A 23,600-nucleotide genomic window follows, 5' to 3' on the forward strand; every position below is an offset into this window, starting at 1 on the left:
GGTCAGGCCCCCAGTCCGCGCAGCGCGTCGAGCACCGTCTCGGCCGTCGGGTCGGTCAGCTCGCCGGCCAGGCGGCCGTCGGCGAGGAGGACGACGCGGTCGGCGTAGGACGCGGCCACCGGGTCGTGGGTGACCATGACGACGGTCTGCCCGGTCTCCTTGACGCTCGAGCGCAGCAGGCCGAGCACCTCGGCGCCGGAGCGGGAGTCCAGGTTGCCGGTGGGCTCGTCGGCGAACACGACGTCGGGCCGGGGGAGCAGCGCGCGGGCGATGGCGACGCGCTGCTGCTGACCGCCGGAGAGCTCGTGCGGGCGGTGGCCGAGGCGCTCGCGCAGACCCAGGCGGGCGATGACGGCGTCCAGCCAGGCCTTGTCGGGGCGTTGCCCGGCCAGGGTCATCGGCAGGACGATGTTCTCGCGCGCGTCGAGGACAGGCAGCAGGTTGAACGACTGGAACACGAAGCCGATCCGGCGGCGCCGCAGCCGGGTCAGCTCGTCGTCCCGGAGGCGGGTGAGCTCGGTGGAGCCGAGCCACACCTCGCCGGCCGTGGCCGTGTCGAGGCCGGCCAGGCAGTGCATGAGCGTGGACTTGCCCGAGCCGGACGGGCCCATGATGGCGGTGAACTCACCGGCGGTGAACGCGACGTCGACCCCGGCCAGGGCGTGGACGGCGGTCTCGCCGGTGCCGTAGGTCTTCCGCAGCCCGGTCGCCCGGACGGCGGCGGTCGACAGCGGGGCCGGCGGCTCGCCGGGGACGGTCATGACGGGGACGGGCACTTCGGACCTCCGGAAGCAGGGATCGCTGACGGTGATCACGCTGCCGGGGAGGGCCGTCCGCCCGCGTCGGAGCGCGGGCGGGTCTTCCGCCGCGCGCTGCTGCGCCCGGGGGTGGAGGCCGTGTCATCCTCCGGTCGGAGTTCCGGATCGGAGGAGGTCAGGATGAGCGCGCCCGTCCGGCCGCTGGAGGGCTACCAACAGCGGGCCCTCGGGGTGCTCCTGTGCTTCTGGCTGTTCCTCTCCTTCATGGCGGCCGGGGATGCGCTGGCGTCCGACTGGCCGCTGCCGCCCGAGCTGCCGACGGCGGAGCAGGTGCGGCAGGCCCGGGAGAGCGTGCAGGCCGCCGCTGTCGTGTCGGTCGTGCCGCCGCTCGTCGGCCTGCTCCTCGCCCGGCGCTGGCGGTCGGCCGGGTGGACGGCCACCTTCCTCGTCGGCGCGGTGCTCGCCGTCCTCGTCCCGGCTGTCCTGCTGCTGTTCAGCGACTCCCCGGTGCGGCCCGGATGACCGGCCCCGGCACGAGCGGGGCCGAGCTCAGGCGTCGCGCAGGAGGTCCGCCGGCTGCACCAGCCCGGTGCGGTAGGCCAGGACGACGGCCTGCACGCGGTCGCGGGAGCCGGTCTTGGCCAGGACGCGGCCCACGTGCGTCTTCACCGTCGCCTCGCTGACGACGAACCTCTCGGCGATCTCGGTGTTGGTGGCTCCGAACGCCATGAGCTCGAGGACCTCGCGCTCGCGGGGGGTGAGGTCGGCCAGCGCCCTGGTGTCCGCGCCGGGAACGGCCGACGCCGCCGCACCGCGGAGCATCGGCGCCACGTGCTGCAGCAGCCGGCGGGTGGAGCTGGCCGCGATCACCGAGTCGCCGGCGTGCACGGTGCGGACGGCGGCCAGCATCTCCTCGGGCGGGGCGTCCTTGAGCAGGAAGCCGCTGGCGCCGGCGCCGATCGCGGCCACCACGTACTCGTCGAGGTCGAAGGTGGTCAGCACGACCACGCGCGGCGCGTCCGGCAGTGCGGTGACCTGCCGGGTCGCCTCGATGCCGTCGATGCCGGGCATGCGCACGTCCATCAGGACGACGTCGGCGGCCGTGCGGTGCAGCAGCTCCACCGCCTCCACGCCGTCCCCGGCCTCCCCGACGACGGTGAGGTCGGGCTGGGAGTCGATGACCATGCGGAACCCGGCCCGCACCATCTGCTGGTCGTCGACCAGGACCACTCGGATCTGCTCGCTCATCGCTGCCGACCGTAGGGGAGGGCGGCGTGGACGCCGAAGCCGCCGCCGGTCCGTGGCCCGGCCTCCAGCCGGCCGCCGTGCAGGGTGGCCCGCTCACGCATGCCGCGGACGCCCTGCCCGTTGCCGTCGGAGGAGACCATCGCGGCCGAGGCGCCCCGGCCGTCGTCCAGCACGGACAGCTCCAGCGCGTCCGGCCGCCACTGCAGCCGGACCCACGCCCGGCAGGCCGGGCCGGCGTGCTTGAGCACGTTGGTGAGCGACTCCTGGACGATCCGGTAGACGGCCAGCTGCGGTCCGGCCGGCATCGGCCGGGGTTCCCCCTCGATGATCAGGTCGACGTCCAGGCCGCTGGCCCGCACGTCCTCGACCAGCGCCGGGACGGCGGAGACGTCCGGCTGCGGGGCGTACTCCTCGCCGCCGCCCTCGCGGAGCACCCCGAGCAGGGAGCGCATGTCGGTGAGGGCCTGCCGGCCGGTGGCGGCGATCGCCTCCAGCGCGCCGGTGGCCGCCTCCGGGTCGTCCCTGCCCGCGTACCGGCCGCCGTCGGCCTGGGCGATCACCACCGACAGGGAGTGGGCGACGACGTCGTGCAGCTCGCGGGCGATCCGCGCGCGCTCGGCGGTCGCGGCCAGGCGCATCTCCTGGTCCCGCTCGAGCTCGAGCAGCTGCGCCCGCTCCTCGAGTGCGGCTAGTCGCTGCACGCGGGCGCGCCGCAGGTCGCCCAGCGCCCAGCACGCCACGACGGCGATCGCGATGGAGCCGGTCGCGGGCACCAGGGCGTCGCTCGCGTTCGGGGAGAAGTACCGCAGACCCGCCAGGAGGGCGCCGAAGAGGCCCGCTGCGAGCCCCGCCCGGCCGGCCCACCGCGGCGCGTAGGCCGCCAGCGTGTAGACCATCACGAGCGCGGCGACGTTCGCGGCGAGGAAGGTGCCGAACGCGACGACCTCGAACAGGCCGACCGCCACGACGGCGGCCGCGGCCTGGATCGGCGCCGCGCGGCGCCAGGCCAGCGGTGCGATCAGCGCGGTCCCGATGAGGAACGCCAGACCGTCGTCGGGCCAGTAGCTGCCGACCGGCAGCAGCACGGTCGCCACGAAGAGGGCGCCGGCCAGCGCCGCGTCGACGGCGAACGGGTGCTCCCGCCCCCACGTCGTCGCGCGCTCCAGAGGCCTGTCCATCGCGTCGACCCTAGGCAGGGGAGGGCCTCGCGTCGTCGCCCCTGGGGATGACCCGTCTGTCCTACCCGGGTCCGATCAGTCGTTCGTGGGGTCCTCGGCCGGGTCCTCGAAGTCGAACGGCGACTCGGGCTCCTGCCCGGACGCGGCCACCGGCACGTCGAGGGTCACCTCGCCGGCGTCCTCGAACACCAGCGTGACGGGGATCGACTGCGAAGAGCGCAGCGAGCGCTCGAGGCCGAGGAGCGTGATCGTCGGCGCCCCTTCGGCGCCGACGTACACGTTGTCGTCCTCGGCCACGCGGATCGTGCCGGGCTCGCCGTCGACGACGATCGCCGCATCGGTGAAGTCGGGTCCTCGCACGTCGAGCAGGTCGTCGTCGGTCGTGCCGGTGTTGGCGACGCCGAGGAAGAGGCTCGCGTCCTCCCCCTCCTCGTACTCGCCGTCCTCGGGGTACTCGATCTGCACCTGGAGGACGGAGAGGTCCTCGGTGACCATGGCGTCGGGCCCGACGGCGCCGCCCTCCACCTCCTTCCCCTCGTCGGCGAGCGGCTGGTCGGTGGCGCAGGCCGTCACCGTGCAGGCTGCGGCCAGGGCGACGGCGGCGAGGCGATGTCGCCGGCGCGCACGTGCGGGCATGGGTGGGCTCCTTCGATCGGTGGAGGGACACCGACCGGGTACCCCGGCGATGGTGCAGGATGCCAACCGTTGCCGTCCTGCAACATAGAAGGAGATCGCGTGAACACAGCCGAGGACGACGCCCTGCTGCGCCTGGCACGCACCGTCGTCGGCGCATCCATGCGCGCCGCGGACCAGCTGGGGCAACCGTCGGTCGTCCAGCTCCGCGCGGTGGGCGTGCTGGACGGCCTGGGGGTCGCCAACCTCGGCCGGCTGGCAGCGGATCTGGGGATCGCGGTCTCGACCACGAGCCGGCTCGTCGACCGGCTCGTGGCCGCCGGCCTCGTCGACCGGCGGCAGTCCCCGCACAGCCGGCGGGAGGTGGCGCTGTCCGTCACGCCCCGGGGGAGCGAGGTCCTCGGGCGCTACGACGAGCTGCGGCTCGGCGAGCTGCGGGACCTGCTGGCCGGGCTCCCCGCGAACCGCCGTCCCGAGGTGGTCGCCGCCCTGGCCGAGTTCGCCGGGGCCGCCACCGAGGTGCAGGTCCGGTGAGCGAGGGGACGGCATCCCGGCCGCCGGAACCGGACGAGGGCGGGGACCCGGCGTGCTGGCTGCGCCGGGTCTGCCCGTCGTGCGGACGGATGGCCGACGAGGACCCGCCCACCACCTGCCCGGCCTGCGGCGCCGAGGTGGACCCCGACTGAGCCGTCACGCGGCGAGCTGCCGCCGGCTCACGGCCACGAAGTCGCAGAGCGCCTGCCGGAGGGCGACCCCGCGGGCATCGGCGGGCACGTGCAGCTCGTCGCGGCCGTCGAGGGGCAGCCCGGCCAGCTGCAGCGCCGCCTGCGACCGGATGTCCTCGTCGAGGATCCGCTGCTGCAGGGCGATCTGGCCGGCCGCCGTCGCGGGCGTCGGGAGCGGCTGCCCCGGCCCGGTCGACAGCAGGAGGCAGACGTACAGCCGGGAGGAGTCGAGGTCCTCGGGCTGCAGCAGGTAGACGATCGTCGTCGTCGCCCCCGAGTCCAGGAACTCCTGCCTCAGGCGGAGCTGGAAGGGGGCGCGGAAGGTGTAGCTCGTGCGCCGGCGCTGCCGCAGCGGGCGCCCGCCCCGCGCGACCTCCGGGTCGACCGGGTTGTCGCACCACTGCTCCTGGACGCTGGTGAAGCCGCCCGGCTCGCGCCGCACCTCGGGGAAACCGACCTCGGCGCCGTCGGAGGGGTCGATGGTCGCGGCGTGGACGAACGGGCCGTGCGTCGCATCGAGGAAGGTGTCGGCCATCGGGCCCGCGGGCCCGGGCGACCGCAGCGGTGGCAACCAGCGGCTCACGAAGCGGCGGTCGGCGGCCTCGGGCACCTCCAGCGGGACGTCGGCCGGCTCGGCCGGCGCCAGCCAGATCACGCCGAGGCGCTCCCGGACGCCGTGCACGGGCGGCTCGACGGACAGCACGGGACCCTCCCGGCGCAGAGTCCGGTTGCGGCCCAGCAGACGGACCTGCAGCCAGCCGCCCGGCCGCAGCTCCCGGGACAGCGCCACCGGGTGCCAGGCGTGCTCCAGGGACGGGTCGAGGTTGTCGAACACCGGCCCGGGTGGCCCGGCCGGTGCGGGAGGCCGCTCCGGGGACGGCGGGGCGGCGGGCCGCGGAGGGGACGGCAGTGCCGTCCGGTCCGGCGCCAGCCACACCCAGCCGTGCCGTTCCTCCACCGCCCAGGGCGTGGCCAGGTCCGCTCGCGGCGGCGGGGTGCCGGTGGCGCCGAGCGACGGGATGTCCACGCAGCGGCCCTCGCCGTCGAAGCCCCACCCGTGCGCCGGGCACCGCAGCCGGCCGTCGCGCACGGTGGCGGTGGCCAGCGGGACCAGCCGATGGGGGCAGCGGGCCGGGAAGGCGCTCACCTCCCCCTCGAGGCGCAGCCGCACCACCACGAACGCCCGGCCCCCGGCGCCGACCGGGAGCGGCGTCGTCCCCACGTCGGTGGCGCGGGCCACCGGGTACCAGCCCGTCGACGTCGAAGCCATGGCCCCAGTGCAGCGGAGGCACGTTCCCGGCCGGTTACGAGCAGCGCAACGTCGTGGGTCAGCTCGTCGCGGTGCCGGGTTCCGGCCCCAGGGGTTCGGCGCGGAGGGCCACCAGGCACAGGTCGTCGGCCGGTGACCCGCCGGCGAACGCGGTCACCGCCTGCTCCAGCGCCTCGAGGACGGCGGCCGGAGGCTCACCCCGGTGCTCGCCCAGGACCGCCCGGGTCCGCTCCTCCCCGAACAGCTCGAGCGGGCGGGACCGGTCCCGGCGGGCGCTGCGCCCCTCGAGCAGGCCGTCGGTGAAGATCAGCAGCCCGCCGCCGGATCCCAGTGAGGAGGTCCCCGTCTCGATCGTCAGCGGCTCGGCACCGATCCCCAGCGGGGTGCCGACCCGCCCGCCCGGGAGCGGCGCACCGCTGTCGAGGTCCCACGGCACGTCGTGCCCGGCTGCCGCCCAGCGCACGGTGCACTCCGGTGGCGCTGAGATGTTCACGCAGACGACCGTCACGAACTGGGTCGGGCCGGTCCCGTGCTCGGCCAGCGCCGCGTTCGCCAGCTGCAGCAGCTGGACGGGGTCGCCGGTGAACCGCGCGTAGGTCGCGCAGGCCACCCGCACGAAGGCGGCGCAGCGGGCCGCCTCGAGGCCGTGCCCGACGACGTCGCCGACCACGACGGTCGTGCTCCCGCCCGGCCCGTCGGCGACGAGGTAGAAGTCACCCGCGACGAGGCCCTCCGCCGGGGTGAAGGACGTCGCGATGCGCAGGTGCGGGCGCTCGGGCACGTCCGCGGGCGTGAGGGCGGCGCGCAGCGACTCGAGCTCGGCGAGCTCCTCCTCCCGGGCGCGCAGCCGCAGGAGCAGGGTGCGCTGCCGCTGGAGGAGCACCGTGACCAGGACGCCGACGCCGACGAGCACCAGGCCGCGGTTGAGCGCGGCCAGCCACAGGGTCCCGCCGGCCAGCTCGGGCGACGGGCTGAGGAGCTTGTCGACGACGAACATCAGCGTCGCCACGGAGGCGGTGACGACCACGCCGCGCAGGGCGAACCAGTAGCCGCTGAGCACGACCGGTACCAGGCCGTACATCGAGACGGCGAGGCTCGGCGTGGACGCGGTGGCCACCAGCAGCCACAGCGCGACCAGGAGCGCGACGAGGACCAGCACGCGGTCCCGCGTACGCGTCAGCCGCCCCGAGAACACCGGGGGACCGGGCGGAGGTGTCGTCGCCGCCGGACCCACCGGCCGAACGTAACAGCCGCAGGGCGGCCCGCCCCGTACCGGTGACGCCCCTCGTGGCGGGTGGTGTGCGCGGTCGCCCACGATCTACGGTGCGCTGGCCCACCGTCCCGGGGTGGGCCGGACCGCGTGGGGAGGCCGTCGATGCGCGAGGCGCTGCGCTGGCTGCGGCCCGGGCACCTGGGCACCGAGGCGGAGCAGGCGACGTTCCGCACGCTCCACTCCGCGTCGCTCACGGCTCCGGAGCTGCGTGCCGGCCTGACCAGCGGCTCGGCCGAGCGCGCCATCCGGCACCTGCGGGACCTGCTCGGTGTGCCGGCCGTGGCGCTCACCGACACCGTGGCGCTCCTGGCGTGGGACGGCCGCTTCGCGCACCACCAGGAGGACGCCGCGGCGCTCGCCGCCATCGTGCTCGGGTCCGGCAACACCGTCGTCCGCGACCGCAAGGACTTCGCCTGCACGCACGCCGGCTGCGGGCTGCGGCAGGTGGTGGTCTCCCCGCTCGTGGTCGAGGACCGCGTGGTCGGCACCCTGCAGGCGTTCACCACCTCGGCGTCCGCCGGCCTCGTCCGTGCGGTGGCCGAGGTCGCGCGGTGGGTGTCGGGCAACCTGGAGCTGGCCGAGCTCGACGCCTCGCGCACGCGGCTGATGGAGGCCGAGGTGCGGGCGCTGCGGGCCCAGATCAGCCCCCACTTCATCTACAACTCGCTGGGCGCGATCGCGTCGTTCGTGCGCACCGACCCGGAGCGGGCCCGCGAGCTGATCCTGGAGTTCGCCGACTTCACCCGGTACTCGTTCAGCCGGCACGGCGAGTACACGACCCTGGCCGAGGAGCTGCGGTCCATCGAGCGGTACCTGGTGCTGGAGAAGGCGCGCTTCGGCGACCGGCTCCAGGTCACGCTGCGGGTGGCGCAGGAGGTCCTGCCGGTCGCCGTGCCGTTCCTCTGCCTGCAGCCCCTGGTGGAGAACGCCGTCCGGCACGGGCTGGAGCGCAAGCCGGGCACCGGGACCGTCACGATCATCGCCGCGGACCAGGGCGGCGAGTGCCTGATCTCGGTGGAGGACGACGGCGTGGGCGAGGACCCGGAGAAGGTGCGGCGGGCCCTGGCCGGTGACGTCTCCGTGGACTCCGTAGGCCTGGGCAACGTCGACGCCCGGCTGCGCACCGCCTTCGGCGACGACTACGGCCTGGTCGTCGAGACCGGCCCCGGAGCGGGCACGAAGGTTATCGTCCGGGTCCCGAAGTTCGCCCCCGGAGTGCGCCCGTGACCGTCGACCGGATGGCCGTCCTCGTCGTCGACGACGAGCGCCCGGCGCTCGAGGAGCTGCGCTGGCTGCTGGAGCGGGACGAGCGGATCGACACCGTGCTCACGGCCGACTCGGCCACCGAGGCGCTCCGGCTCCTCCAGGAGCGCAGCGTGGACGCCGTGTTCCTCGACATCCGGATGCCCGGGCTCAGCGGGGTGGACCTCGCACGGGTGCTGTCGCGGTTCAAGGTGCCGCCCCCGGTGGTCTTCGTGACCGCCTACGACGACCACGCCGTCGACGCCTTCGAGCTGGGCGCGGTCGACTACGTCCTCAAGCCGGTCCGCGACGACCGGCTCGCCGAGGCGGTCCGCCGCGTCGTCGGCGCACGGGCCGGCGGTCCCGCGTCGGTGGACGACGACATCGCCGTCGAGCTGGGGGGCGTGACCAGGTTCGTGCCGCGTTCCAGCGTCGGCTACGTCGAGGCACAGGGTGACTACGCCCGCCTGCACACCCGGTCGGGCAGCCACCTGGTGCGGGTCCCGCTGACCACGCTGGAGGAGTCCTGGAAGGACGCCGGCTTCGTGCGGATCCACCGCTCGCTGCTGGTGTCGCTGCAGCACGTCGAGGAGGTCCGGATGGACGGCGGCCGGTGCACCGTCGTCGTCGGCGGCACCCACCTGGGTGTGAGCCGGCGGCACACGCGGGAGCTTCGCGACCTCCTGGTGCGCCGGGCGCGCCCGGGCACCACGGCCAGGGGCTGAGCGGTGTCGGAGGCCCCGTCCCCACCGCGACCCCGCCGGGTCCGGGTGACGAGCCCGCGCACCGGCGCGGCCCGTGCACAGCGCGTCCCGGCCGCCCGCGAGATCGACGAACAGACCCTGCTGGGCGAGGTCTACATGACCTCGCTGCTGCGCTCCCAGCTGCGGCTGGCGCTGCTCGCGCTCGCGACCCTCGCGCTGCTCGTCGGCGGGATCCCGCTGCTCTTCTGGCTCTTCCCGGACCTGTCCTCGGTCGTCGTGCTCGCGGTGCCGCTGCCCTGGCTGCTGCTCGCGTTCGCCGTCTACCCGTTCCTGTTCGGGATCGGCTGGCTCTACGTCCGTGCCGCGGAGCGCAACGAACGGGACTTCGCCGACGTCGTGGACCGGTCGTGACCCGGCCGGGCGCCCCGTCGTGACCGCCGCCGGCTACAGCGTCCTCGGCGTCACCGCGGTGTTCGTGGCCACGCTGGCCGTGGGCGCCTACGGCTGGCGGTTCTCCCGTACCACCAGCGACTTCTTCGTGGCCTCGCGCACGGTGCGGCCGGGGCTCAACGCGTCGGCCATCGGCGGCGAGTACCTCTCCGCGGCGTCGTTCCTCGGCGTGGCCGGCCTGGTCCTCGCCTTCGGCACGGAGATGCTCTGGTACCCGGTGGGCTGGACGGCGGGGTACCTGGTGCTGCTCGTCCTCGTCGCCGCACCGCTGCGCCGGTCGGGCGCCTACACGCTGCCCGACTTCGCCGAGAGCCGGCTGGAGTCGCGGGGTGTGCGGCGGCTGTCCGCGCTGCTGGTCGTGGCGATCGGCTGGCTCTACCTCATGCCGCAGTTCCAGGGCGCCGGGCTGGCACTGGCCTCCACCACCGGCACGGGGGCGTGGCTGGGCGGCGTCCTGGTGGCCACCGTCGTCCTGGTCAACGTGCTCTTCGGCGGGATGCGCAGCATCACGTTCGTCCAGGCGTTCCAGTACTGGCTGAAGCTGACCGCCCTGCTGTTCCCCCTGCTGTTCATGGCCACCATCTGGCTCGGTGACGGCGGGGTCTCCCCGGCCTCGGTCGACATCGGCGACGCGGGCGCGCCCGGCGACTCGTGGGTCTCGCCGCTGGCCGGCTCGAGCCACGAGCTCTACACGACCTACTCGATCATCATCGCGACGTTCCTGGGCACGATGGGCCTCCCGCACGTCGTGGTGCGCTTCTACACCAACCCCGACGGCGCCGCGGCCCGCCGCACGACCCTCTTCGTGCTCGCCCTGCTCGGCCTCTTCTACCTGCTGCCGCCGGTGTACGGCGGCCTCGGCCGGCTCTACGCGCCGGACCTGATCGCCAGCGGCCGCACCGAGTCGGTGGTGCTGGAGCTGCCGGCCCGCATGCTCGCCGGCACGCCGGGCGACCTGCTGTCCGCGCTGACCACCGCCGGGGCGTTCGCGGCATTCCTGTCCACGTCGTCCGGGCTGACCATCGCCGTGGCCGGGGTGATCAGCCAGGACGTCATGGGCCGGCGCTTCGGCGGGGTGCGGGCCTTCCAGGCCGGTGCCGTCGTCGCCGTGCTCGTCCCGCTCGGGCTCGCGCTCCTGACCGAGGGGGTGGGCGTCGCGCAGGCGGTCGGCCTGGCCTTCGCGTTCGCCGCCTCCACGTTCTGCCCGCTGCTCGTGCTCGGCATCTGGTGGCGCCGGCTCACCGACGTCGGGGCGATCGCCGGGATGCTCGTCGGAGGCGGGTGCGCCGGCGGCGCCGTCCTGGGCACCCTGCTCGGCGCGGCCCCGGCCGGCTGGCCGGGCGCGCTGCTCGCCCAGCCGGCGGCCTGGACCGTCCCGCTGGCGTTCCTCACCATGGTGGTGGTCTCGCTGGCGACGCCCCGCCGGGTGCCGCGGCACGCCGCGCGCACCATGGTCCGGCTGCACACCCCCGAGGCGGTGCAGCTCGACCGCGGGACACCTGCCGCGGGGAACCCGTCCCGCTGAGCCGCCCGCCGACCGTCCCGTCCGCGACCGCTCGTCCCGCCGGACCTGCCGTACGCCGACGCGCGGTCGCCGCTCGGCGCAGCGTCCGCGCGGCCCGCTGCCCGCGAGGACGCACGCTTCTACCGTGACGGGGCTCACAATCGCATCCGAGTGCCCAGGAGGCCGCATCGTGACCGAGCCCCAGGACCGTCGGCTCTTGAGCCCGGAGGAGTACCTGGCCGCCCAGAACTCCCCCGAGTTCCAGGACCTGAAGAGGCGCTTCCGCGCCTTCGCCTTCCCGATGACGTTGGCGTTCTTCTCCTGGTACCTGCTCTACGTCCTGCTCTCCACCTACGCCCACGACTTCATGGCGACCGAGGTCTTCGGGAACGTGAACATCGGCATCCTGCTCGGCCTCGGCCAGTTCGTGTCCACGTTCGTGATCACGCACCTGTACGTGAACCACGCGAACAAGCGCACCGACCCCATCGCCGACGAGATGCGCGAGCGCCTCGAGCACCACGACTACCGCGCCGGTTCGGGCACCACCGACACCCAGGGGGCCACCCGTGTCTGACCTTCTCGCCGCCGACAGCGGCACCATCGGCGAGCCCGCCGTCAACATCGCGATCTTCGGCGGCTTCGTCCTGATCACGCTGTTCATCACGTTCCGCGCCAGCCGGAGCAACAAGAGCGCGGCCGACTACTACGCCGCCGGGCGCAACATCAGCGGTACGCAGAACGGCCTGGCCATCGCGGGCGACTACCTGTCGGCCGCATCGTTCCTCGGGATCGCCGGCGCGATCGCCGTCTACGGCTACGACGGCTTCCTCTACTCGATCGGCTTCCTCGTCGCCTGGCTCGTGGCGCTGCTCCTGGTCGCCGAGCTCATGCGCAACACCGCCCGCTTCACGATGGCCGACGTCCTGGCCTTCCGGATGCGGCAGCGGCCGGTCCGCATGGCCGCGGCCATCTCGACGCTCGCGGTGTCGCTGTTCTACCTGCTGGCCCAGATGGCGGGCGCCGGTGGGCTGGTCACGCTGCTGCTCGGCGTGACCGGCGAGGCGGCGCAGGCGGTCGTGGTGACCATCGTCGGCGCGCTGATGATCTTCTACGTGCTCGTCGGCGGCATGCGCGGCACCACCTACGTGCAGATCATCAAGGCGTCGCTGCTGATCGTCGGCGCGTTCGTGATGACCGTCTGGGTGCTCGGCAAGTACGGCTTCAACCTGTCCTCGCTGATCGGCGGCGCGCAGGACCTCGCCGTCGAGGGCCGCGACGTGGCGGCTCCCGGCGCCCAGTACGGCGCCACCGGCACCTCGAAGCTGGACTTCGTCTCCCTCGGCCTGGCCCTGGTGCTCGGCACCGCGGGCCTGCCGCACGTGCTCATGCGCTTCTACACGGTGCCCACCGCCAAGGACGCCCGCCGCTCGGTGGTCTGGGCCATCTGGCTGATCGGCATCTTCTACCTGTTCAGCCTGATCATCGGGTACGGCGCCGGCGCGCTGGTCGGCCCCGAGCGGATCCTGGGTGCCCCGGGCGCGGTCAACGCCGCGGCCCCGCTGCTGGCCTTCGAGCTGGGCGGGACGGTGCTGCTGGGCATCATCGCCGGCGTCGCGTTCGCCACCATCCTCGCGGTGGTCGCAGGTCTGACCATCACGGCGTCGGCGTCGTTCGCGCACGACGTCTACGCGTCGGTGATCAAGCGCGGCGACGTGCCCCCGAACGGGGAGGTGCGGGTCGCCCGGATCACCGCCGTGGTGATCGGTGCGATCTCGATCGGTCTGGGCATCCTCGCCCTGCAGGCGGGCCTGAACATCGCCTTCCTGGTGGCGCTGGCCTTCGCGGTGGCGGCCTCGGCCAACCTGCCGACGATCCTCTACACGCTGTTCTGGAAGAACTTCACCACCCAGGGTGCGCTGTGGTCGATCTACGGCGGGCTGATCTCCTGCATCGGTCTGATCATCTTCTCGCCGGTGGTGTCGGGGGCGCCGGTGAACCCGCTCACCGGCAAGAGCCCGTCGCTGATCCAGGACGTGGACTTCTCCTGGTTCCCCCTCAACAACCCCGGCCTGGTGTCGATCCCGCTGTCGTTCTTCCTCGGCTGGCTCGGCACGAAGCTGTCGAAGGAGCGCCCCGACGAGCTCAAGTCCGCCGAGCTCGAGGTGCGTGCCTTCACGGGCATCGGGGCGGAGAAGGCCGTCCAGCACTGAACGACGGCCCCGCGGGGCCGGTCGAGGCGCGCGTCCCCAGCCGGGGGCGCGCGCCTCGCGCGTTCGCGCTCAGGCCGCCGCGGCGGGCGCCGGGGCCGCCTCCGGTGCGAGGACGACGGCCGCCCGGGCGGCGGAACGCCGGTGGCGGGCGACCAGGCGGGCGGTCAGCCCGGCGAGGACGACGAGGGCGCCCACGGTGGGCAGACCCGGGTTGGCGAGGGCGACGGCGATCGCGGTCGCGTAGACGAGCGAGAGCATCACCAGCGGAGCTGGCAGGCGCGGCAGGTGCAGGTGCACGGCGAGACCTCCGGGAGAGGCGTCCCGCCGGGCCGGCGGCCGGATCCGTGGAGGACCGGCCGCCGGGCCGGCGACGGCGCGAGGGGACGGGGCGCGGGCCTCAGGTGAGCAGGTCCTTGGCCTTCTGCAGCATGTTCTTGGTGTCCGACTGGGGCGTCCCGAACAGCCGCGGGTCGCCCGGCGGCAGGATCGGCGCGTCGGCGGTCGCCTCGATCGGCCGGGCGGAGAAGGTGCCGCGGCCGTCGATCGACGGGCCGGACGCCCAGCGGCCGCTGGCCGCCTCCGGGCCGTCGGACGCGTCGATGAAGACGTAGCCGAGGTCGGCGACCTCCTCCTCGATCGGGAACGCCTCCGGCACCGGGAGGCCTTCGAGGCCGTCCTCCTTGAGGTTCTCCAGCGCCGCCAGCCACTGCTGCTGGTGGTAGTGGTCGCGGGTGACGAGGAACCGCAGCAGATCCTTCACGCCCGGGTCGTCGGTCATGTTGTAGAGCCGGGCGACCTGCAGGCGCCCCTGCATCTCGGCCGTCGCGTTGTACATGAAGTCGGCGTAGAGGTTGCCGCTCGCGGTGACGTACGCGCCGGTCCACGGGTTGCCCATGCTGTCCATGTAGCTGGCGCCGGCGCCGTTGGCGATGGGGTGCTGCGGGTTGTGCTGGCCGTAGCCGGCGGCCGCCTCCTTGCTCCTGTCGGCGGCGTCCGGCTTGAGCGGGATGTGGTCCAGCAGCCGGTCGATCATCGTCACGATCATCTCGACGTGGGCCAGCTCCTCCGTGCCGATGGCGAGGAGCAGGTCCTTGTACTTGCCGGGCAGGCGGCAGTTCCAGCCCTGCAGCAGGTACTGCGTGGCGACGGTCATCTCGCCCCACTGCCCGCCGAGGACCTCCTGCATCTTGCGGGCGAAGTCCGGGTCCGGACCGTCGGGCTTGGCCTCGTACTGCAGTGCGTGGGTGTGCGTGAACACGGGCTCTCCCTGGTGCGCGGTCGCGCCGCCGCCGTTGCGGTGGCACCACCGATCTGCCCGCCTCCGCTGGCCCGTCCGTGCCGACCGGTGGCCCGCGGGGGCCTACCTGTCGGGGAGCTGGACGGTGAGGGTGAACCGCGCGCCGTCGTCCTCCCACACGACCCGGCCCCCCAGCTCGCGGGTCTGCCGCTGCACCGACCACAGGCCCAGTCCGGTCAGGTCCAGCGGCGGACGGGTGGTGCGCAGGTGCCCGACGACCCGGTCGGCCGGGACGCCCTCCTGCGCCAGCGCCAGGTCGACCCAGCCCGGCCGGGTCGCCGCCGTCAGGCGCACCACTGATCCGCCGCCGTGCCGGTGGGCGTTCTCCAGCAGGTTCGTGAGGATGCGCTGCACGCGGGCGTCGGCGACCGGCACGTCCCCGACGTCCCCGCGCAGCTCGACGGCCAGCTGCGACCGGGCCAGGCCCGACGCCGCGACCGCGGCCTGGACGACGTCGCGCAGCACGCGGGGACCGCTCCGGCGTGCGGCGCCCCCGGTGGCGTCGGCCGTGCGGAGCATCGAGGCGAGGTGCGCGGTCTGGGCGCGCGCCAGCTCCAGCATCTCCGCCGCGTGCTCGGGGGTCCGGCCGAGCGACCCCAGCGCCGCCTCCAGCGAGGCGAGGGGGCTGCGCATGTCGTGGCAGAGCGCGCGGACGAGCGCGTCGTCGGTGGTGGGCGGCGGTTCCTGCTCGGCCGCGAGGCGCCGGACCCACGGGCGGTGGTTGCGGACGACGCGGGCGATGTCGCTGATCAGGCCCCGGGTGCGTCGGTTCGCGCGGGTGTCGGCGGTCAGGGTCATGGGCACCTCCACGCCGACCGGGCGGAAGCGCCGGGCCGACGAGAATTCCAGGAGCGACGTGGGTCAGACCGACGACGGCACCGCTGTTGGACCGCCGGTTGATGTGGTGGTGATCGACGATCACCCGCTGTTCAGCCGCGGGCTGTCCCTCCTGCTGCCGGGCTTGAGCGGGGGACGTGTCCGGGTGGTCGGGACGACGGACGACGCCTCGGCGGCCGCCGCACTGGTGCGGCGCCACCACGCCGACGTCGCGATCGTCGACCTGCACATGCCACCGCCCGGCGGGACGAGGGCGATCGCGGCGATCCGTCGCGCCGACCCGGTGGTGCGCGTCGTGGCGCTGTCGGGACTGGCCGAGGCCGACGCGGCGCTGGAGGCGCTGCGGGCAGGTGCGGCCGCGTTCCTGCCGAAGACGGCGGACCCCGAGCTGCTCGTGCGCCCGCTGCTGGCCGTCCTGGACGGGTGGTCGGTGGTGCCCGAGGCGCTGCTCCGGCAGCTGCTGGCCGATGCGCAGCCGACGGGGGAGCAGGGCGTCGCCGAGCGCCTGAGCGCCGACGAGCGGCGGCTCTGGCGGCTGATCGCCGACGGGGCGAGCACCGTCGACATCGCCACGACGCTGCACGTCTCGGAGCGGACCACCAAGCGGCTGGTCGCCCACCTGCTGCGGCGGCTGGACGTGGCCACCCGGGTCGAGGCGGCCGCGCTGGCCGGGCGGGTGGGCCTGGGCAGGGGTGCGGGCAGCGAGGGGCGGCCGGCCGGCTGATCCCCGCTCGACGACATCGCAGGCCCAGCTACCCGCCCCGGCGGTCCTCACGCCTCCACCGGGCCGTGGATAGGGTCCGCCGGTGACCGTCGCCTGCGTGGACATCGGCTCCACGTTCACCAAGGCCGCGCTGGTCGACCCCTCCGACGGGCGGCTGCTGGCCACGGCGCAGGCGCCGACCACGCTCGACGACGTCGTCACCGGTGTCCTCGCCGCCACGGCCGGTTTCCGCGACGCCCCGGTCGTCGCGTGCTCGAGCGCCGGGGGCGGGCTGCGGCTGGCGGTGGTCGGCTACGAGGAGCTGATCAGCGCCGAGGCCGGGCACCGGGCGGCGCTGTCGGCGGGCGCCCGGGTGGTGCACGTCGCCGCAGGGGTCCTCGACGAGGCGGCGCTGGCCGCGTTGCGGGCGGCCGGGCCCGACGTCGTCCTGCTCGTGGGTGGCACCGACGGCGGCGAGGCGTCGGTGCTGCGCGCCAACGCCGGTGCGCTCGCCGGGGCGGAGTGGTCCGTCCCGGTCGTGCTCGCCGGCAACGCGGCCGTGCGGGACGAGGTGGCGGCGGTGCTGCGCGGTGGCGGCCTGCCCGTCCACGAGGCGGACAACGTGCTGCCCGACATCGGCCGGCTGGCGCCGGAGTCGGCCCGGGCGGCGATCCGGGCCGTCTTCCTCGAGCACGTGATCGGCGGCGACCGGCTCTCCACCGACCCGCGGCTGCGCGGCTGGGTCCGGGCCGTCACGCCGGACGCCGTCCTGGAGGGGGTGACCGTGCTGGCGCAGGTGACCGGCCCGGTGGTCGTGCTCGACGTCGGCGGGGCGACCACCGACGTCTACTGCGTGCCCGACCCGGACGCCGAGCAGGCCGCGCTGGGCCGCGAGGCGGTCGGGGTGCCGGCGCGGCGTCGCACCGTGGAGGGTGACCTCGGAGTGTCGTGGAGCGTCGACGCCCTGCGCGCCGCCGCGGCCGCCGAAGGGCTGCCCGAGCCCGGGGACGACCCGCTCGGGCTCGGCGAGGCCGCGGCGACGGTCGCCCTGCGCCGTCATCTGCGTGCCGAGGCCGGCTACGGGCCGGGCGGCGCGAGTGCCCGGTCGGCCGGGCTCGTGGTGCTCTCCGGCGGGGTGTTCCGCCACGCGGAGCAGGCCGCCGTCGACGCGGTGATCGCCCGGGTCGCGGCGGATGCCGGCGGTGCGGGCAGCGTGCTGCGGGACACGCCGGTGGTCGTGGACCGGCGCTACGTGCTGGCCGCCGTCGGGCTGCTGGCGGCCGAGCACCCGGACGCGGCGGCCGTGCTCGCCCGCGGACTGGTCACGCCGGTCGGCTGAAGTCCTCGGCCCAGCGGTCGGAGGCCGCGGCCGTGAAGGCGGGGACCTCGCCGGCGTCCATGTCGATCGCGACGTAGCCGCCGCGGCCGGCGCCGACGCAGGCGGTGACGGTCGCCAGCCCGGCCCGCCGCTGGAACGGGGACTGCCGGACCTCCCAGCCGACGACGGCGCGACGCTGGAGGACCGCCTCCTCGCGCACCAGCCACCCGCTGCGCACCGCGAACGACCCGCCGCCGGCGGCGTGGCCGAGGGCCGCGTACCGGCCCAGGCCCATGGGGACGCCGAGGGCGACCAGCACGACGCCGGTCGCGAGCACCCACCACCAGCCGAGCAGCGGCGTCACCACGGCGCCGGCGGCCGTGACCAGCAGCCCCGCGGCCAGCGCGCGGACGACCCGCCGCCGGCGCGCGGCCGGGGGGTGCGGGAGCAACGGCCCGGGGTCGGGGACGAGGCGGACACCGAGCGCGCGTGCCTCCTCGCGGGGGCCGAGCGGGAGGAGCTGTCCCCGGCGGGCGGCGTCGCCGAGCCCGGTCACCAGCGCGCCGGACCGGGCCGCGCGGACCCAGCGCATGCCGAGCCCCTCCGAGAGCGTCCAGCCACGGATGCGGTCGATCTCGAGCTCGGTGTGCCGGCGGGTGATCAGCCCGCGGGCGGCCACGAGCGAGTGGCCGCGCCGGGTCAGCCGGAAGCCCCAGTTGACGACGGCCGCGCCGATCACCGAGCCGACGACCAGCACCACCACTCCCGCGCCCAGCACGAGGAGCAGCACCTGGACGCCGGAGACGTGCACCCTGTCGAGGTCGGGCCGGAAGCGCTCCGGCAGCTCCTGCGCCAGCCGGAAGAGGGCGCCCACCGCGGCGAACGGGACCGCCAGGTAGCTGCCGACCAGGGGCGCGTAGAGCAGCCACCGGTTGTCGAAGCGGGCGACCACCACCTCCTCCGCCTCGGGTGCCTCCTCCTCGACGACCGGCGCCGAACGGTGGGTGAGCACGGAGGCGCGCAGCCGGTCGCCCTCGGCCCGGCTCACGCCGTCGACGAGCAGCTCCTCGTCCTTGCCCGCGGCTCCGGCGGCGGCGTCGATGCGGACGCGCACCAGGCCGAGCAGCCGGTGCAGGGGACCGGCCTCCACCTCGACGCCGCGGATGCGGTCGTTCGGGACGGTGCGCACCGAGCGCGAGAGGAGGCCGCGGGTCACCACCACGGCCGTCGGGCCGTCGGCGTAGGTGAACCGCCACCAGGAGAGGGCCGCGGTGGCCAGCGAGAGCAGGGTGACCCCGATGACCAGGAGGACGATCGTCGTCGTCCCGCCGCCGAGTCCGGTCGCCGCGACGATCGGGATGACCGCCGGGACGAACTGGCGGGCCTGGCGGAAGGTCGCCGTGTGCGCCAGCACGATCCGGGGCGAGGTGCGCCGTCCGGCCGGTGCCGACCCGCCGAGGGGCGGGGTCACGTGGCCTGGTCGCGGACCTGCTCGGCCCGGTGCGCGAGGTCGTCGGCGACCTGCTGGGCGACGTCGGCCTCGAGGTGCCAGATGCGCACGGTGCCCTGCGAGGACGCGGTCAGGACGGCGACCGTCGACAGCCCGAACAGCTGCTGCAGCACCCCGCGCGTGACGTCGACGGTCTGGATGCGCGAGATGGGCACCAGCGTCCAGGTGCGGGTCAGCCAGCCGGTGAGCGTGTAGACCGCCTCGGCCGTGACCTCCCAGCGGTGCACCCGGAAGCGGACCCACGGCTGCACGCCGATGGCGATCACCGAGCCGACCAGCACCGCGATCGGCACCACCCAGCGCAGCACCGGGAACGGCCCGGGGGCGTCGGACGGCACGAAGATCACGAACAGCGCCGCGCCGATGCCGAGCAACAGGCTGCTGATCACGCTCTCGGTGACCCACAGACCGATCGCCGACCGGGAGAGCGGCCAGGCCGGCTCGCGCACAGGTGAGGGGACCGTGGTCATCGGCCCCCATCCTGTCAGCAGAGGACGTCCGGCCGACCCGGCGCGCTCCAACGGGTGACTGCGGGTGCCGTCCGACGCGCTGACTGGCTGGATTGCTCCATGCCGTCGATCACCGCGATGCCGGCCGGCGAGTTCGAGCCTGCCTTCGGGATACCGCTGCTCGTGCTCGCCGTCGGCGTCATCGCCTACAAGATCTTCCGGGAGCTCAGGAAGTAGCGCCTCCGCCGCCCCGGAGTGCGTGGGCGGGCGCCGTGCCACGATGGGACGCGTGATGCCGCAGCAGGTCCCGACCGTGTCCGTCAGCGAACTGCCCGACGACGCCGTCATCCTCGACGTCCGCGAGGACGACGAGTGGGTGCACGGCCACGTCGAGGGCGCGACCCACATCCCGATGGGCGAGGTCCCCTCCCGGCTCGACGACGTCCCCGAGGGCGACCCGGTCTACGTGACCTGCCGCAGCGGTGGCCGGTCGGCCCGCGTGGCCGCCTGGCTGAACCAGAACGGCTACGACGCGGTGAACGTCGCCGAGGGGATGGGCGGCTGGGAGGCGGCCGGCAAGCCCATGGTGAGCGAGACCGGCCAGCCCCCCTTCGTCCGCTAGCTCTTCAGCTCGTACTCGGCGAACTTCGCGCGCAGGTCCTTCTTCGAGAACTTGCCGACGCTGGTCTTCGGCACCTCGTCGATGAACTCGACGGCGTCGGGCAGCCACCACTTCGCGACCAGCGGCTTCAGGTAGTCGAGGATCTCCTCCTCGGTCGCCTCCTCGCCGTCGTTCAGGACGACGCAGGCCAGCGGGCGCTCGTCCCACTTCGGGTGCGGGATGCCGACGACGGCGGCCTCCTTCACCTTCGGGTGCGCCATGATCACGTTCTCCAGGTCGACCGAGCTGATCCACTCGCCGCCGGACTTGATCAGGTCCTTGGTGCGGTCGGCGATCCGGATCGAGCCGTAGGGGTCCATGGCCGCGACGTCGCCGGTCTTCATCCAGCCGTCCTCGGTGGTGAGGACGACACCGGCGTCGGGGTTGTAGTAGTCCTTCGCGCACCACGGGCCGCGGACCTGCAGCTCGCCGGTGGCCGTGTCGTCCCACGGCTGCGGCTCGAGGGTGTCGGCGTCGACGATCCGGGCCTCCACGCCCAGGAACGGGATGCCGGCGCGGGCGCGCTGGGTCGCCTTCGTCTCGTCGTCGGCGTTCTCGTAGCGGTTGGGCAGGACGCCGGACGACGCCACCGGGTGGGTCTCGGTCATGCCCCACGCCTGCAGGATCGGGATGCCGACCTGCTCGCGGTAGGCCTCCGACAGCGCCTTGGGTACGGCGGAGCCGCCGCAGCCGATGTCGCGCAGCTTGTGCGGCCGGCCCGCCAGGTGGGGGAGCACGCCCTGCCAGATGGTCGGCACGCCCGCGGTGAAGGTGACGCCCTCGTCGACGATCAGCTTCGCCAGCGCCTCGGGCTGCATCAGCGCGCCCGGCATCACCAGCGAGGCGCCGGCCGCGGGCGCGGCCTGCGCGATGCCCCAGGCGTTGGCGTGGAACATCGGCACGACCGGCATCGCGACGTCGTGGATGCCCAGGCCGAAGGCGTTCGGCGCCATCACGCCCATGGTGTGCAGGAACGTGGACCGGTGGGAGTAGACGACGCCCTTCGGGTTCCCGGTGGTGCCGCTCGTGTAGCACATCGAGGCGGCCAGGTTCTCGTCCTCGACGTGGAAGTCGACCGGCTCGGCGTCGGCCAGCAGGGTCTCGTAGTCGAGCACCCGTGCGTCGTCGGGGATCTCGGTGTCGCCGCCGTCGTCCATGACGACCACGTGCTTGACCGTCGTCATGGTGTCGATGAGCGGCCACAGCAGGGGCAGCACACTGCGGTCGACGAAGACGACCTCGTCCTCGGCGTGGTTGGCGATGTAGGTGAGCTGCTCGGGGAAGAGCCGGATGTTGAGGGTGTGCAGCACGCGCCCGGAGCACGGGGCGGCGAAGTAGAGCTCGAGGTGCCGCTGGCTGTTCCAGCCGAACGTGCCGACCCGGCCGTCGCTGCTGATGCCCAGCGTGTCGAGCACGCCGCCCAGCTTCCGGGTCCGCTCGGCCCACTCCGCGTAGGTGGCCGTCGTCTTCCCGCTGGGGTTGTTGGTGACGATCGTCCCGTCGCCGTAGTGCTGCTCGACGTGCCGGAAGATCGAGTCGATGGTGAGGGGGTAGTCCTGCATCAGCCCGCGCATGGCCGGAGTTTGCCAGTGACCGCGCTCACGTTCTAGCGGGGGGCCGTTGCCTCCGGGATCGCGCTCAGCGCAGCCGCCGGGCGCGCAGCACGACGTCCTCGGAGTGGTGCGCGCCGGCTCCGCCCTCGGGGATCACCCGGGGCCGCTGCTCGTCCACCTCCACGCGCCAGTCGTCGTCGAGCAGCGCCGCGACCATCGAGGGCCACACGTAGTCGGCCGGGTCGTCACCGCCGTCGAGCGCCTCGTGGTGCTCCATGCCCGCGTGGTGCACCAGCAGCAGCACCCCGCCGGGCGCCACGGCGTCGAGGAGGGCGCGCTCGGCCGCGGCGTCCGGCGTCCGCAGGAGCGCCGGGTACTGGGCGGAGACCAGGTCGAACGACCGTGCCGGCAGCGCCGCCTCCACGAGGCCGGCGTGCACCCAGCGGACCGGGACCCCGGCGTCCCGCGCGTGGCCGGCGGCCCGGTCCAGCGCCAGGCCGGAGACCTCGAGCGCGGTCACGTCCCAGCCGTTGCGCGCCAGCCAGACCGCGTCCGCCCCCTCGCCGCAGCCCACGTCGAGCACCCGCCCGGGCGTCATGCCCGCGACCTCGGCGACCAGGGCGCCGTTCGGGCGGCCGCTCCACAGCTGCTCCCGATCGGCGTACCGGCGGTCCCAGTGCTCCCGGACGGTGGGGTCGCCCGCGTACTCGTCGCTCATGCCCGCAGCGTCCGTCGCGGTGCTCGGGACCGGCCAGTCCTGTTGCCGTTCCGGCAAGGAGTCAGGCGGTGAGGACGACGGGCAGCTCGGCCAGCCCGCGGATGACGAACTCGGGACGCCGCCGCGCGGGCCGGCCGAGCTCCAGCCGCGAGGTCCGAGCGAGCAGCGCTCCGAAGGAGGCCTGCAGCTCGACGCGGGCCAGCGGGGCACCGATGCAGAAGTGGATGCCCGCGCCGAAGGAGATGTGCGGGTTGTCGGTGCGGCCGACGTCGAGGGTCTCCGGCGCCTCGAAGACGGCCGGGTCGTGGTTCGCCGCTCCGAGCAGCGCCGCGATCTTCTGCCCCGCCTCGACGGTGGTCCCGCCGATCTCGACGTCCTCGGTCGCGGTCCGCTCGAACAGCTGCAGGGGGCTGTCGAACCGCATCAGCTCCTCGATCGCGGTCGGCAGGAGGGCCGGGTCGTCGCGCAGCCGCTGGAGCTGGTCGGGGTGCTCGAGCAGCGCCAGCAGGCCGTTGCCGCTCACGTTCACCGTCGCCTCGTGGCCGGCGTTGAGCAGCAGGATGCAGGTGGTCACCAGCTCGTCCTCGGTGAGCCGGTCGCCGTCGGAGTCGCGGACGCCGACGAGGTGGGAGAGCAGGTCCTCGCCCGGCTTGCTCCGGCGGTCGGCCGCCAGCCCCCGCAGGTAGGCGACGAACTCGGCTGCCGCGCGCTCGGCGTCGTCCTCGATCTCCGACGTCCGCCCGTACTCGTACATCTTCACGATCGCGTTGGACCACGGGCGCAGGAGCGGGCGGTCGGCGTCGGGCACGCCCAGCAGCTCGGCGATGACCGCGACGGGCAGCTCCTCGGCCATGCCCGACAGGACGTCGACGGGCTCCGAGCCGGCCGAGCGCTCCACGAGCCGGTCCACGAGCGTGCCGGCCAGCTCCTCGACCCAGGGGCGCAACCGCTCGACGTGCCCGCGGGCGAACGCGGTGCTGATCAGCCGGCGCAGCCGCGTGTGGTCGGGCGGCTCCATCTCGAGGATCGCGTTGCGGTGGATGAGGTTGAAGCTGCCGAACCGCTCGGCCGGCTCCTTGTCCCGCCAGATCCGCCCCAGCCGGCGGTCGCGCAGGACGGCGTTCGACTCCGCGTGGGTGAACGCCAGCCAGAGGCCCAGGCCCTCGTGCCACTGCACCGGCGCGACGGCCCGCGCCGTCGCGAAGGCCGGGTACGGATCGGCGACGACGGCGGGGTCGGTGAGGTCGAGCGGAGTGGCGGACGCTGTCACTCCGCGAGCCTATGAGCGGAGCGACGGCCTGCGCCCAGAGGCTCACGCCGAGCCTGCGAGGCGGGAGGGGGGCGGAGGTCCTTTCA

General features: G+C 74.5%; 26 protein-coding genes. 12 read left to right on the top strand and 14 right to left on the bottom strand.

Annotation, left to right across the window (positions count from 1 at the left end):
• Nucleotides 1-2: 2 nt before the first annotated feature.
• Nucleotides 3-776: an ABC transporter ATP-binding protein gene (locus tag DCS98_RS00145; RefSeq protein ID WP_241036951.1), complete on the bottom strand. Its 774-nt coding sequence runs from the start codon at nucleotides 774-776 to the stop codon at nucleotides 3-5.
• A gap of 162 nt (nucleotides 777-938) precedes the next feature.
• On the opposite strand from DCS98_RS00145, the gene DCS98_RS00150 reads away from it, so the two are divergent.
• The gene (locus tag DCS98_RS00150) at nucleotides 939-1,280 is read left to right on the top strand and encodes a hypothetical protein (protein WP_116449355.1); all 342 of its coding nucleotides are present in this window, start codon (nucleotides 939-941) and stop codon (nucleotides 1,278-1,280) included.
• 27 nt (nucleotides 1,281-1,307) lie between these two features.
• Here the strand turns inward: DCS98_RS00150 and DCS98_RS00155 are convergent, their stop codons facing one another.
• The 3 genes from DCS98_RS00155 to DCS98_RS00165 all read right to left on the bottom strand — a co-directional run bounded on the left by DCS98_RS00155 (nucleotide 1,308) and on the right by DCS98_RS00165 (nucleotide 3,820).
• The gene (locus DCS98_RS00155; protein WP_116449356.1) at nucleotides 1,308-2,006 is read right to left on the bottom strand and encodes a response regulator; all 699 of its coding nucleotides are present in this window, start codon (nucleotides 2,004-2,006) and stop codon (nucleotides 1,308-1,310) included.
• Nucleotides 2,003-3,184, bottom strand: coding sequence for a sensor histidine kinase (locus tag DCS98_RS00160; protein ID WP_116449357.1), 1,182 nt, complete (start codon nucleotides 3,182-3,184; stop codon nucleotides 2,003-2,005). Before DCS98_RS00160 ends, DCS98_RS00155 begins: the two co-directional genes overlap by 4 nt.
• Before the next feature lie 75 nt (nucleotides 3,185-3,259).
• Nucleotides 3,260-3,820, bottom strand: a complete 561-nt coding sequence (locus DCS98_RS00165; protein WP_116449358.1) for a copper chaperone PCu(A)C domain-containing protein — start codon at nucleotides 3,818-3,820, stop codon at nucleotides 3,260-3,262.
• A 99-nt stretch (nucleotides 3,821-3,919) separates the two neighbouring features.
• Between DCS98_RS00165 and DCS98_RS00170 the strand changes: the two genes are divergently transcribed.
• Nucleotides 3,920-4,351, top strand: a complete 432-nt coding sequence (locus DCS98_RS00170) for a MarR family winged helix-turn-helix transcriptional regulator (protein WP_164704301.1) — start codon at nucleotides 3,920-3,922, stop codon at nucleotides 4,349-4,351.
• Entirely contained in the window at nucleotides 4,348-4,503 is a 156-nt protein-coding gene (locus DCS98_RS22755; protein WP_164704302.1) for a hypothetical protein, read from the top strand. Before DCS98_RS00170 ends, DCS98_RS22755 begins: the two co-directional genes overlap by 4 nt.
• Before the next feature lie 4 nt (nucleotides 4,504-4,507).
• Here DCS98_RS22755 and DCS98_RS00175 read toward each other — a convergent pair whose 3' ends face one another.
• Together DCS98_RS00175 and DCS98_RS00180 are read right to left on the bottom strand one after the other, a co-directional pair.
• Complete coding sequence (locus DCS98_RS00175) at nucleotides 4,508-5,812, bottom strand: Rieske 2Fe-2S domain-containing protein (protein WP_116449360.1); 1,305 nt, start codon at nucleotides 5,810-5,812, stop codon at nucleotides 4,508-4,510.
• A 58-nt stretch (nucleotides 5,813-5,870) separates the two neighbouring features.
• Entirely contained in the window at nucleotides 5,871-7,046 is a 1,176-nt protein-coding gene (locus DCS98_RS00180; RefSeq protein WP_164704303.1) for a PP2C family protein-serine/threonine phosphatase, read from the bottom strand.
• Between the two features lie 141 nt (nucleotides 7,047-7,187).
• Between DCS98_RS00180 and DCS98_RS00185 the strand changes: the two genes are divergently transcribed.
• The 6 genes from DCS98_RS00185 (at nucleotide 7,188) to DCS98_RS00210 (ending at nucleotide 13,198) form a co-directional block, all read left to right on the top strand.
• Nucleotides 7,188-8,312, top strand: a complete 1,125-nt coding sequence (locus DCS98_RS00185) for a sensor histidine kinase (protein WP_116449362.1) — start codon at nucleotides 7,188-7,190, stop codon at nucleotides 8,310-8,312.
• Nucleotides 8,309-9,052, top strand: a complete 744-nt coding sequence (locus DCS98_RS00190; RefSeq protein ID WP_241036954.1) for a LytR/AlgR family response regulator transcription factor — start codon at nucleotides 8,309-8,311, stop codon at nucleotides 9,050-9,052. Before DCS98_RS00185 ends, DCS98_RS00190 begins: the two co-directional genes overlap by 4 nt.
• 45 nt (nucleotides 9,053-9,097) lie before the next feature.
• Nucleotides 9,098-9,442, top strand: a complete 345-nt coding sequence (locus DCS98_RS00195; protein ID WP_206340027.1) for a hypothetical protein — start codon at nucleotides 9,098-9,100, stop codon at nucleotides 9,440-9,442.
• A 19-nt stretch (nucleotides 9,443-9,461) separates the two neighbouring features.
• Nucleotides 9,462-11,006, top strand: a complete 1,545-nt coding sequence (locus tag DCS98_RS00200) for a sodium/solute symporter (RefSeq protein ID WP_116449364.1) — start codon at nucleotides 9,462-9,464, stop codon at nucleotides 11,004-11,006.
• A 169-nt stretch (nucleotides 11,007-11,175) separates the two neighbouring features.
• The gene (locus DCS98_RS00205) at nucleotides 11,176-11,562 is read left to right on the top strand and encodes a DUF485 domain-containing protein (protein ID WP_116449365.1); all 387 of its coding nucleotides are present in this window, start codon (nucleotides 11,176-11,178) and stop codon (nucleotides 11,560-11,562) included.
• The gene (locus DCS98_RS00210) at nucleotides 11,555-13,198 is read left to right on the top strand and encodes a solute symporter family protein (RefSeq protein ID WP_116449366.1); all 1,644 of its coding nucleotides are present in this window, start codon (nucleotides 11,555-11,557) and stop codon (nucleotides 13,196-13,198) included. Before DCS98_RS00205 ends, DCS98_RS00210 begins: the two co-directional genes overlap by 8 nt.
• Before the next feature lie 69 nt (nucleotides 13,199-13,267).
• Here the strand turns inward: DCS98_RS00210 and DCS98_RS00215 are convergent, their stop codons facing one another.
• From DCS98_RS00215 to DCS98_RS00225, 3 genes are all read right to left on the bottom strand, one after another.
• Nucleotides 13,268-13,495: a hypothetical protein gene (locus DCS98_RS00215; protein WP_241036956.1), complete on the bottom strand. Its 228-nt coding sequence runs from the start codon at nucleotides 13,493-13,495 to the stop codon at nucleotides 13,268-13,270.
• 100 nt (nucleotides 13,496-13,595) lie between these two features.
• Complete coding sequence (locus tag DCS98_RS00220) at nucleotides 13,596-14,456, bottom strand: manganese catalase (protein WP_116449367.1); 861 nt, start codon at nucleotides 14,454-14,456, stop codon at nucleotides 13,596-13,598.
• A 102-nt stretch (nucleotides 14,457-14,558) separates the two neighbouring features.
• Nucleotides 14,559-15,293 (bottom strand): sensor histidine kinase, encoded by a 735-nt coding sequence (locus tag DCS98_RS00225; RefSeq protein WP_116449368.1) that lies wholly within the window; start codon nucleotides 15,291-15,293, stop codon nucleotides 14,559-14,561.
• Between the two features lie 106 nt (nucleotides 15,294-15,399).
• Between DCS98_RS00225 and DCS98_RS00230 the strand changes: the two genes are divergently transcribed.
• Together DCS98_RS00230 and DCS98_RS00235 are read left to right on the top strand one after the other, a co-directional pair.
• Nucleotides 15,400-16,056, top strand: a complete 657-nt coding sequence (locus tag DCS98_RS00230; RefSeq protein WP_241036958.1) for a response regulator — start codon at nucleotides 15,400-15,402, stop codon at nucleotides 16,054-16,056.
• Nucleotides 16,057-16,138: 82 nt separating this feature from the next.
• A complete protein-coding gene (locus DCS98_RS00235) occupies nucleotides 16,139-17,374 on the top strand; it encodes a glutamate mutase L (RefSeq protein ID WP_116449370.1) in 1,236 nt (411 codons plus the stop codon).
• Here the strand turns inward: DCS98_RS00235 and DCS98_RS00240 are convergent.
• Together DCS98_RS00240 and DCS98_RS00245 are read right to left on the bottom strand one after the other, a co-directional pair.
• Nucleotides 17,358-18,824: a PH domain-containing protein gene (locus DCS98_RS00240; RefSeq protein WP_116449371.1), complete on the bottom strand. Its 1,467-nt coding sequence runs from the start codon at nucleotides 18,822-18,824 to the stop codon at nucleotides 17,358-17,360. The genes DCS98_RS00235 and DCS98_RS00240 overlap by 17 nt on opposite strands.
• Complete coding sequence (locus tag DCS98_RS00245; RefSeq protein WP_116449372.1) at nucleotides 18,821-19,333, bottom strand: PH domain-containing protein; 513 nt, start codon at nucleotides 19,331-19,333, stop codon at nucleotides 18,821-18,823. The genes DCS98_RS00240 and DCS98_RS00245 overlap by 4 nt, the downstream gene beginning before the upstream one ends.
• Nucleotides 19,334-19,604: 271 nt before the next feature.
• On the opposite strand from DCS98_RS00245, the gene DCS98_RS00250 reads away from it, so the two are divergent.
• On the top strand, nucleotides 19,605-19,934 hold the full coding sequence (locus DCS98_RS00250) for a rhodanese-like domain-containing protein (RefSeq protein WP_241037154.1): 330 nt from the start codon (nucleotides 19,605-19,607) through the stop codon (nucleotides 19,932-19,934).
• On the opposite strand, the gene DCS98_RS00255 is transcribed toward DCS98_RS00250, so the two are convergent.
• The 3 genes from DCS98_RS00255 to DCS98_RS00265 form a co-directional block, all read right to left on the bottom strand.
• Nucleotides 19,931-21,547, bottom strand: coding sequence for a long-chain fatty acid--CoA ligase (locus tag DCS98_RS00255; RefSeq protein ID WP_116449373.1), 1,617 nt, complete (start codon nucleotides 21,545-21,547; stop codon nucleotides 19,931-19,933). The two genes, DCS98_RS00250 and DCS98_RS00255, sit on opposite strands and share 4 nt — an antisense overlap.
• 64 nt (nucleotides 21,548-21,611) lie before the next feature.
• Complete coding sequence (locus DCS98_RS00260; RefSeq protein WP_116449374.1) at nucleotides 21,612-22,244, bottom strand: class I SAM-dependent methyltransferase; 633 nt, start codon at nucleotides 22,242-22,244, stop codon at nucleotides 21,612-21,614.
• Between the two features lie 61 nt (nucleotides 22,245-22,305).
• Nucleotides 22,306-23,514, bottom strand: coding sequence for a cytochrome P450 (locus DCS98_RS00265; protein WP_116449375.1), 1,209 nt, complete (start codon nucleotides 23,512-23,514; stop codon nucleotides 22,306-22,308).
• Nucleotides 23,515-23,600: the final 86 nt, after the last annotated feature.

Source organism: Blastococcus litoris (assembly GCF_003075095.1).
GTDB classification, from domain to species: domain Bacteria; phylum Actinomycetota; class Actinomycetes; order Mycobacteriales; family Geodermatophilaceae; genus Blastococcus_B; species Blastococcus_B litoris.